Consider the following 8,180-nt stretch of genomic DNA (forward strand, 5'->3'; position numbering starts at 1 on the left):
TCGCGTCCGGCTCGGCCGGCCCGCTGGCGGGCGGCGGCGAGCGAGGCGCGGACGGTGACCAGCCCGGCGAGCCCGCGGGCGTGGTCGGTGCGCGGTTCCCGGGCGAGCCCGGCGTCGACCACGATCCGGACGCCGGGCACGGTGAGCGAGGATTCGGCGACGGCGGTGGTGAGGACGACCCGGCGGCCTTGCCCAGGAGAGAGCGCGGCGTCCTGGACGGCCTGCGGGGCGCGGCCGTGCAGTTGCAGCACCTCGGCCGCGACGTCGCCGAGCTGCCCGGCGACGCGCGAGATCTCGCCGACGCCGGGCAGGAAGCAGAGCACGTCGCCGTCCCTCTCGGCGAGCGCCCGGCGGATCACCGTGGCGACGTGGTCGAGCAGCGCCGGGTCGACCCGGGTGCCGTGGGCGGGCCGGACGGCGCGTGGTGGCGGCGCCCAGACCACCTCGACCGGGTGGGAGACCCCGTGTGCCTCGACCACCGGGGCGCCGCCGAGCAGTGCGGCCCAGGCCTCGGTGTCGGAGGTGGCCGAGGCGCAGACCAGCCCGAGTTCGGGCCGCAGTGCCGCCCGGACGTCCAGCAGGAAGGCGAGCGCGGTGTCGGCGTCCAGGTGCCGTTCGTGGCACTCGTCCAGGACGACGACGTCCACGCCGGGCAGTTCCTGGTCGCGCTGGAGCCGCTGCAGCAGCACGCCGGTGGTGACCACCTCGACCACCGTCTGTGGCCCGACGCGACGCTCACCGCGCACGGTGTACCCGACCCTGCCGCCGACGGCCTCGCCGAGCAGCCAGGCCATCCGCCGGGCCGCCGCCCGGACCGCGAGCCGGCGCGGCTCGGCGACCAGTACCCGGCATGGGGGCATCCCCGGCCGAAGGCTGGGGGAGGGCCCGGAGTCCAGCAGCCCGGCCAGGGCCAGCGGCACCAGCGTGGTCTTGCCGGTGCCGGGCGGCGCGGCGAGGACGGCGGTGCCGTGTCCGTCGAGGGCGTCGTGCAGGGCGGGCAGGGCGGTGCGGACGGGCAGTTCGCGCCAGGCGGGATGCATCGAGGCGCTCAGCCCCGCTCGGTGACGAAGATCGCGGTACCGGGGATCAGCCGTCCGCGCAGCGGGGACCAGCCGCCCCACTCCTGTTCCAGGCCGGCCGGCCACTCGGGCTCGACCAGGTCCACCAGCCGGAATCCGGCGGCGACGAGTTCGCGGACCCGGTCGCCGAGGGTGCGGTGGTGCTCGACGTAGGTGGCCCGGCCCTGCTCGTCCTGTTCGACGTACGGGGTGCGGTCGAAGTAGGAGGACGTCGCGGTGAGGCCCTCGACGCCCGGCTCGTCCGGGAAGGCCCAGCGGATCGGGTGGGTCACCGAGAACACCCAGCGCCCGCCGGGCCGCAGCACCCGGTGCACCTCGCGCATCAGGGCGGCGGTGTCGGCGCTGAACGGGACGGCTCCGTAGGCGGAGCAGGCGAGGTCGAAGGCGGCGTCGGCGAAGGGCAGCACGGCGGCGTCGGCCTGGACGACGGGGACGGGGGCGGTGCCGCGGCCGAGGTCGATCCGGCGGGAGTGCTGGAGCTGGCGGTAGGAGATGTCCAGGGCGACCGGCCGGGCGCCCCGGGCGGCCAGCCAGCGGGAGCACTGGGCGGCGCCGGCCCCGATCTCCAGCACGTCCTTGCCGGCGACCTCGCCGAGCAGTCGGGCGTCGGCCTCGTCCAGGCCCTCGGGGCACCAGGTGAAGCGGTCGTCGCCGAGGAACTCGCCGTGCTCGTCCTGGTACTCGTCGGCGTTGCGGTCCCACCAGTGCCGGCTGGCCCGGCTGCTCTCCCCGGTGCCGGCCGCGCGGCGCACCGCGTCGTCGCCGTCCTCGACCTCGTCGGCGCCCGCCTCCGTGAAGGGCCCGTCGACGGAGGTGTCAAGATCGTGCAGGTCGGACTGGGGGGTGGTGGCCACGGTGACAATGCCCATCGCGTAGGGTATGGAGTGCGGAAGCGCCGCTGCCGCGAACCGGCCCGTGAGGGTCCGGATCCTGGCGGTGGCATCCGGGGACAAGGCCCCTTCGGGCGCCGCCGCGAGGTGCGCATTCGGAGGATATGGCCTGATCCGTACCGGGCTCCACCGTCTTGCCGTCCTTCGGCATTGACCGTGCCTGGCCGTCCCCGTATGCTACAAGTTGCGCTGCGGGCCTGCGCGCCTCGGACGGAGCAGGTCGCGCTCGCATCTGTCGAAGACCCCACGGTCGCAAGACGGACGCCGGTTCTCGTTGGACGGGAATCCCGGTGTGCCGTGTTCTTGGCTGTCCGGCTTTCGGTGGGAGCGATACGGGCCCTCCGCGTGGCATTACCTACGACTTTCATGTCCGTACCGGAGCCCTTTTCCTAATGACGAGCCCCACCGACTCCTCCCTCAGCACCACCCCGCAGGTCGCGGTCAACGACATCGGCGACGCGGAGGCCTTCCTCGCCGCCATCGACGAGACCATCAAGTACTTCAACGATGGCGACATCGTCGAGGGCGTCATCGTGAAGGTCGACCGTGACGAGGTCCTCCTCGACATCGGTTACAAGACCGAGGGCGTCATCCCGTCCCGCGAGCTCTCGATCAAGCACGACGTTGACCCGCACGAGGTCGTCGCCGTCGGTGACAACATCGAGGCCCTGGTTCTCCAGAAGGAGGACAAGGAGGGTCGTCTCATCCTGTCCAAGAAGCGCGCTCAGTACGAGCGTGCCTGGGGCACGATCGAGAAGATCAAGGAAGAGGACGGCATCGTCACCGGTACCGTCATCGAGGTCGTCAAGGGTGGTCTCATCCTCGACATCGGCCTCCGCGGCTTCCTCCCCGCCTCGCTTGTCGAGATGCGTCGCGTCCGCGACCTCCAGCCCTACGTGGGCAAGGAGCTCGAGGCCAAGATCATCGAGCTGGACAAGAACCGCAACAACGTGGTCCTGTCCCGCCGTGCCTGGCTGGAGCAGACCCAGAGCGAGGTCCGCCAGACCTTCCTCACCACCCTGCAGAAGGGCCAGGTGCGCTCCGGCGTCGTCTCCTCGATCGTCAACTTCGGTGCCTTCGTGGACCTGGGTGGCGTCGACGGCCTGGTGCACGTCTCCGAGCTGTCCTGGAAGCACATCGACCACCCGTCCGAGGTTGTCGAGGTCGGCCAGGAGGTCACCGTCGAGGTTCTCGACGTTGACATGGACCGCGAGCGCGTCTCCCTGTCGCTGAAGGCGACCCAGGAGGACCCGTGGCAGCAGTTCGCCCGTACCCACCAGATCGGCCAGGTCGTTCCGGGTAAGGTCACCAAGCTGGTTCCGTTCGGTGCGTTCGTCCGCGTGGACGAGGGCATCGAGGGTCTGGTCCACATCTCCGAGCTGGCCGAGCGCCACGTCGAGATCCCGGAGCAGGTCGTCCAGGTCGGCGACGAGATCTTCGTCAAGGTCATCGACATCGACCTCGAGCGTCGCCGCATCAGCCTGTCGCTGAAGCAGGCCAACGAGGCCCTGGGTGCCAACCCGGCCGAGGTCGAGTTCGACCCGACCCTGTACGGCATGGCCGCCTCGTACGACGACCAGGGCAACTACATCTACCCGGAGGGCTTCGACCCCGAGGCGAACGACTGGCTGCCCGGCTTCGAGAAGCAGCGCGAGGAGTGGGAGCGCCAGTACGCCGAGGCGCAGGCCCGCTTCGAGCAGCACCAGGCTCAGGTCATCAAGAGCCGCGAGGCCGACGCCCAGGCTGCCGAGGAGGGTGGCGACGCCGTCGCCGCTGCCGCCGGTGGCTCCTACTCGTCCAGCAGCGACGAGGGCTCGGGCGCTCTGGCCTCCGACGAGGCCCTGGCCGCCCTGCGCGAGAAGCTGGCCGGCGGCCAGAGCTGAGGCTCTCGCTTCCCGCTAGCCGATAGCTAGACGGTGGGCCCCACCCGGAATTTCCGGGTGGGGCCCATTTCGTTTTTCGCCTTGGCTTATACGGGTCCGACTTATGTGTGTTTTATGTGAAGGAAAGTGTGAGATGGGGCTCATTGCCCATCTATAGGCCGTAGTTCGGGTTGCACCTAGATTGAGAGGAGCTGCCCGAAAGGCTTCTTATGCGCTACCCCTCTTCCGCCGCCCCCACCGCCGTGATCGGCGGCCGACTCGCGGCCATCGGCCGGTTCTGCTTCCGCCACCGCCGCTGGGTGCTCGGCCTGTGGGCCGTCGTCCTGGTGGTCGGCGTCCTGATCGGGGGCCGGGTCTTCGAGGGCTCGGTGGCCGGGGCCTCCTCCGCCAGTGCGGAGGCCGACCGGGGCAGCGCGGTGGTCGCCGCGGCCGACCCGGTCAAGGGCACCGTCACCGCCGTGGTGGACGGCAGGCCGGTGGACGATCCGGCGGTGAAGGCCGCCGTCGAGCAGGCCACCGCCGAGATCAGCGGCCTGCCCGGGGTCTCCTCGGCGCTCGACGCGTACGGCCCCGGCCCGGCGTCGGCCGCGCTGCACTCCGCCGACGGGACGGCGAGCCTGGTCACCGTACGGATGGCCGACACCGCGAGCACCGCTCAGACGGACGCCGTCACCCAGCGGCTCACCGCGCTGGACGGGGCGGGCGGTGCCCACGTCACGGTCGGCGGGGACCTGGTGCTCCAGCAGGAGGTCAAGCAGCAGACCGAGAAGGACACCCGGTTCGGCGAGCTGGTGACGCTGCCGCTCACGCTGATCGTCATGGTGCTGGTCTTCGGCGGGCTGGCGGCGGCCTCGCTGCCGGTGATCGGGGCGGTCGCCTCGGTGGGCGGAGCGCTGCTGGCCATGTTCGGCTTCAGCCGGATCATGGACATCGACACCAGCGTGCTGCCGATCGCCACGGTGCTGGGGCTCGGGCTCTCGATCGACTACGCGCTGCTCATGGTGAATCGTTTCCGCGAGGAACGCGGCCACGGTGCGGACATCACCGCCGCCGTCGAAAGGACCGCGGCGACCGCCGGTCGCACCGTGGCCTTCTCCGGGCTGACCGTGGCCGTCGCACTGTCGGGCCTGTTCGTCTTCACCAGCCCGGTGCTGGGCGCGGTGGCCGCGGCCGGGGTGAGCGTCGTGGTGATCGCCGTCGCCGCCGCGCTGACCCTGATCCCCGCGCTGCTCGGCTTCGCCGGTGCGCGGATCAAGGCGCCGCCCGCGCCCGTGGCGGACGAGGGGTTCTTCAGCCGGATCGTGCGCCGGGTGCGCAAGCGGGCGGTGGCGGTCACGCTCGCCTCGGTGGCGCTGCTGATGGCGGCCGGGGCGCCGTTCCTCCATGCCGACATGCGCAGCTCCGGCGCCGCGGTGCTGCCCGCCTCCTCGGCCGGCCGGCAGGTCGCCGAGACGGTCGACCATCGCTTCCCGCAGGCCGCGGCCGCGCCGATCACGGTGGTGGTCGAGGGCGGGGCGTCGGTGGCGCAGGCGTACGCGGACGAGGTGGTCGCCAAGCTGCCCGGGGTGAGCGGGGTGCGGGCGGTGAGCCCGGTGAGCGACACGGTCTCCACGATCGACGTGCTGGTGCAGGGGGACCCGCAGGGCGGGCCGGCCAAGCAGGTGGTGCAGGAGCTGCGGGACGACCGCGACGGACTGACCACCTACGTCACCGGCGGCGCGGCCTCGGTGGTGGACTTCCAGGACGAGCTGCTCTCGCGCGGACCGTGGGCGCTCGGCCTGGTCGCGGCCGGGACGCTGGTGCTGCTCTTCCTGATGACCGGCTCGGTGGTGATGCCGGTCAAGGCACTGCTGATGAACCTGCTCTCGCTGGGCGCCTCGCTCGGCGCACTCACCCTGGTGTTCCAGGACGGCTGGTTCAGCGGGCTGCTCGGATTCAGCCCGACCGGCGGGCTGGAGACCTTCATCCCGGTGCTGGTCTTCGCCTTCGCCTTCGGGCTGTCGATGGACTACGAGGTGTTCCTGCTCTCCCGGATCAGGGAGCTGACCCTGCGCGGGCACGACTGCGTTCGGGCGGTGGAGCTGGGCGTGCAGCGCAGCGGCCGGATCATCACTTCGGCGGCGCTGCTGATGGTGATCGTCTTCGCCGGGTTCGCGCTCGGGGACATGCTGATGGTCAAGCAGATGGGCATCGCGCTGGCCGTCGCCGTCGCGGTGGACGCCACCCTGGTGCGGTGCCTGCTGGTGCCCGCCGCGATGAGCCTGTTCGGCGAGTTCAACTGGTGGGCGCCCGCCCCGCTGCGGCGGCTGCACCGGCGGTTCGGGCTGAGCGAGCACGTGGACCTGCCGGAGATCGAGCCGGCGGCGGTCCCGGCGGTGCGCGCCGAGACCGAGGATGCCGAGCCCGGGGGCGCCGAGACCGAGGGTGCCGAGCCCGAGGGCGCCGAGCCCGGGGACGTCGTGTCCCAGGGCCTGGTGGGTTCAGCCCAGTCGGCGTAGCAGGTCGACCGCGGCGCGGAGCCGGTCCTGTTCGGCGGGGCTGAGGCGGGACTCGATCGCGGTGGCGATCCGGTGTTCGCGGCGGGCGCGCTGGTCGAGCAGGGCGGTGCGCCCGGCCTCGGTGGCGGCGATGAGCAGTTTGCGGCCGTCGGTGGGGTGGGGCTGCTGGGTGACGAGTCCGGCCTCGGTCATCAGCGCGACGGTGCGGGCCATCGACTGGTGGCGGACCCGCTGGAGTGCGGCGAGTTCGGCGACCGTGCAGGAGCGCTCGTCGCGGACCAGCAGGCCGAGGACGGCGGCCTGGTTCTGCGGCAGCTCGTCGCCGCCGCGCAGGGAGCGGACCAGGCTGCCGAGGGCGGCGCGCAGGTCGGCGGCGAGTTCCAGGGTGTCCGGGTGCGGGGCTTCGCTGGGCATGGGACGAGTCTACCGACAAGATATGCAGCCTTACTGTACAGCCTTGCTGTATGGTTTCCGGCATGCGAATCACCAAGTTCGGACACGCCTGCGTACGCGTCGAGCACGGCGGCACCACCGTCGTCGTCGACCCCGGGAGCTTCACCGACCCCGCCGCACTGGCCGGGGCAGACGCCGTCCTGATCACCCACGAGCACATGGACCACTTCGAGGAGTCCCGGCTGCGCGCCGTGCTGGCGGCCGACCCGGCGCTGCGGGTGTGGACCAACCGGGCCGTCGCGGACCGGTTGGAGGGCGTGGCGCAGCGGGTCGGCGTGGTCGGCGAGGGCGACGCCTTCGAGATCGGCGGGCTCGGCGTCTCGGTGCACGGCGAGTGGCACGCGGAGATCCACAGGGACATCCCGCGGGTACGGAACATCGGCTTCCTCTTCGACGGCCGGCTGTTCCACCCCGGTGACGCGTTCACCGTGCCGCCGCACGCCGTGGACACCCTGCTGCTGCCGCTCGCGGCGCCCTGGAGCAAGGCTTCCGAGGTGATCGACTACGTCCGGGAGGCCGGGCCGCGCCGGGCGGTGCCGGTGCACGAGGCGGTGCTCAGCCCGATCGGGTTCGCCGTGCAGACCCGGCTGGTCGGGCCGGAGGGGCCGGGCACGGGTGCGGAGCTGGCGGTGCTGGGCGAGGGCGAGAGCCTGGATCTGGGCTGAGGGGGGCGGCCCCGCACTGACGTCCCCGGCGCCGCGCCGGTAGCCTGACGCCATGCTGAAGATCGGACTGACGGGCGGCATCGGCGCGGGCAAGAGCGAGGTGTCCCGGCTGTTCGCCGCGCGCGGCGCGGTGATCGTGGACTCCGACGTGATCGCCCGCGAGGTGGTCGCCCCCGGGACGGACGGTCTGGCGGCCGTGGTCGCCGAGTTCGGACCGCAGGTGCTGCGGGAGGACGGCACGCTGGACCGTCCGGCGCTCGGGGCGGTCGTGTTCGCCGACCCGGAGCGGCTGAAGGCGCTGAACGCGATCGTCCACCCGCTGGTGCGGGCCCGTTCCGCCGCGCTGGAGGCGGCGGCCGCGCCGGACGCGGTCGTGGTGCACGACGTGCCGCTGCTGGCCGAGAACGGCCTGGCGCCGCTGTTCGACCTGGTCGTGGTGGTGGACGCGGCCGACGAGGTGCGGCTGGGCCGGCTGGTGCGGCTGCGCGGGATGGCCGAGGAGGAGGCCCGGGCCCGGATGGCCGCGCAGGCCTCCCGGGAGGACCGGCTGGCGATCGCGAACCTGGTGATCGACAACGGCGGCGGCCTGGCGGAGCTGGAAGCGCGGGTGGCCGAGGTCTGGGCGGAGCTGACGCGGCGCGCGGCGGCCTGACGGCGGTTCGGGCCGCAGCGCGGCCGGCGCTTGCGCTCGGGCGGTGCCGCTCAGGCGGTG

Annotated in this window: 7 protein-coding genes; 4 read left to right on the forward strand and 3 right to left on the reverse strand. The window is 72.5% G+C overall.

Annotated features, from left to right (window positions below; all coding sequences use genetic code 11):
• On the reverse strand, positions 1–1,040 hold a 1,040-nt coding region (locus KS423_RS31530; protein WP_263455437.1), incomplete at its 3' end, for a helicase-related protein.
• Between the two features lie 8 nt (positions 1,041–1,048).
• Positions 1,049–1,948 (reverse strand): class I SAM-dependent methyltransferase, encoded by a 900-nt coding sequence (locus KS423_RS31535; protein ID WP_224283176.1) that lies wholly within the window; start codon positions 1,946–1,948, stop codon positions 1,049–1,051.
• A 413-nt stretch (positions 1,949–2,361) separates the two neighbouring features.
• On the opposite strand from KS423_RS31535, the gene rpsA reads away from it, so the two are divergent.
• On the forward strand, positions 2,362–3,852 hold the full coding sequence (gene rpsA, locus KS423_RS31540; RefSeq protein WP_030061640.1) for a 30S ribosomal protein S1: 1,491 nt from the start codon (positions 2,362–2,364) through the stop codon (positions 3,850–3,852).
• 209 nt (positions 3,853–4,061) lie between these two features.
• Positions 4,062–6,350, forward strand: coding sequence for an MMPL family transporter (locus KS423_RS31545; protein ID WP_224283177.1), 2,289 nt, complete (start codon positions 4,062–4,064; stop codon positions 6,348–6,350).
• Here the strand turns inward: KS423_RS31545 and KS423_RS31550 are convergent.
• Positions 6,333–6,764: a MarR family winged helix-turn-helix transcriptional regulator gene (locus tag KS423_RS31550; RefSeq protein WP_224283178.1), complete on the reverse strand. Its 432-nt coding sequence runs from the start codon at positions 6,762–6,764 to the stop codon at positions 6,333–6,335. The two genes, KS423_RS31545 and KS423_RS31550, sit on opposite strands and share 18 nt — an antisense overlap.
• A 62-nt stretch (positions 6,765–6,826) precedes the next feature.
• Between KS423_RS31550 and KS423_RS31555 the strand changes: the two genes are divergently transcribed.
• Positions 6,827–7,468, forward strand: a complete 642-nt coding sequence (locus KS423_RS31555; RefSeq protein ID WP_224283179.1) for an MBL fold metallo-hydrolase — start codon at positions 6,827–6,829, stop codon at positions 7,466–7,468.
• Between the two features lie 52 nt (positions 7,469–7,520).
• Positions 7,521–8,120 carry a dephospho-CoA kinase gene (gene coaE, locus KS423_RS31560; protein WP_224283180.1) on the forward strand — a complete coding sequence of 200 codons (600 nt, stop codon included), beginning with the start codon at positions 7,521–7,523 and terminating at the stop codon, positions 8,118–8,120.
• Positions 8,121–8,180 lie beyond the last annotated feature (60 nt).

This window comes from Streptomyces sp. LS1784, from assembly GCF_020103755.1.
Taxonomy (GTDB): Bacteria; Actinomycetota; Actinomycetes; order Streptomycetales; family Streptomycetaceae; genus Kitasatospora.